This is a genomic window from Acinetobacter seohaensis (genome assembly GCF_056431365.1).
Genome location: NZ_JBWKMK010000083.1, coordinates 1 through 1,244, shown reverse-complemented (window position 1 = coordinate 1,244; position 1,244 = coordinate 1). Strand labels below are relative to the sequence as shown.

Annotated in this window: 1 protein-coding gene; it reads right to left on the bottom strand. The window is 36.1% G+C overall.

Translation table 11 applies throughout. The features are described from left to right. Nucleotides 1–36: 36 nt before the first annotated feature. Nucleotides 37–1,023, bottom strand: coding sequence for an IS110 family RNA-guided transposase (locus tag AC07E5_RS09780; protein ID WP_004278529.1), 987 nt, complete (start codon nucleotides 1,021–1,023; stop codon nucleotides 37–39). Between the last annotated feature and the right edge of the window lie 221 nt (nucleotides 1,024–1,244).

Sequence of the window (1,244 nt, the reverse complement as noted above, 5' to 3'; positions counted from 1 at the left end):
TGAGATACCGTCTTGGTAGTCAATCAGGTTTTGAGATTATTCGACCAATAAATAATCTCTTTGATAGGCAGTCTGATGTTTTAAAACGCCATAACACAGATGTATAAGCTTGCGCATTGCAGCACCTAAAGCACACATTTTATTTTTACCCTGGCTTAATAATCGTTGATATAAAGCTTCAATGTGTGGATTATATTTAATCGCTGTTAATGCTGACATATACAATACTGAGCGTATTTTACTGTCACCTGCTTTTGATAAGTGACTTTGCTTGTTGACTGAACTGCCAGACAACTGATGTACTGGAACCAAACCTACATATGCAGCAGCTTGACTTGCTTTTTCAAACTTGTGCGAATGAAATAACCCCAATAGTAATAAGCCTGATCGTTCACCGATTGAAGGAATAGTTTGCAGTAATTTCAAATCCTGTTTCAATGTTGGATCTTGATCTATGTGATTATTTATTAACTTATCAATATGTTCAAGTTGCTGATTTAAATACTCAATATTCTCTTCAAGTAATTTAATCACAACAACGGAGGTATGAGTGGACTGCGCCTTTTCAAGTCGATTCTTTTCCTGCAATAGACTACCTAGATAGACATCTCGTCTGCCTAGTAAAGCTTTTAATAATCTGACATTTTCAGGTTCAGGCTGCCATATGATTAACTTTGCGGTGTAACCATAACGTGAAAGAGCTTCACTATCAGCTTTATCCGTTTTATTTAGCATGGACATTCCTTTGGCAAAGGCTCTTACTCGTGAAGGATTAGCCACACAAACCTTTACACCTGCATCATATAGATAATATCCCAAATTCTCATGATAAACCGAAGTCGCTTCCATGATTGCTGTCACTTGATCAGGTTCAATTTTAAGAGTGATGAGCCATTTGAGCAGACTGCCAAAGCCACTTTCTGTATTAGTAAATATTTTATTTTTTCTTTTTCCAGTCAAACCTTGAGGGAAAATGCAACAATCTATTTTGGTTTTACTGACATCAATACCTAGCATAATCATGGTGATATTCCTTGAGTTTAAGCTATGATTTTTATCCCATTAACCATCATCTTACCTTGTGAATACAGCATCAAAGTGCTTAGTTACCGTTCAGAGTTGTATGAGGGATAAGGGCAAATTGTAGGTTTTATCTCAGGTTCAAATTTAAGATTTTAGCAGCACTCCAAACTCTACAATTTGCGTATAGTGGTAGCTAATCACTATATCAATCAAGATACAAG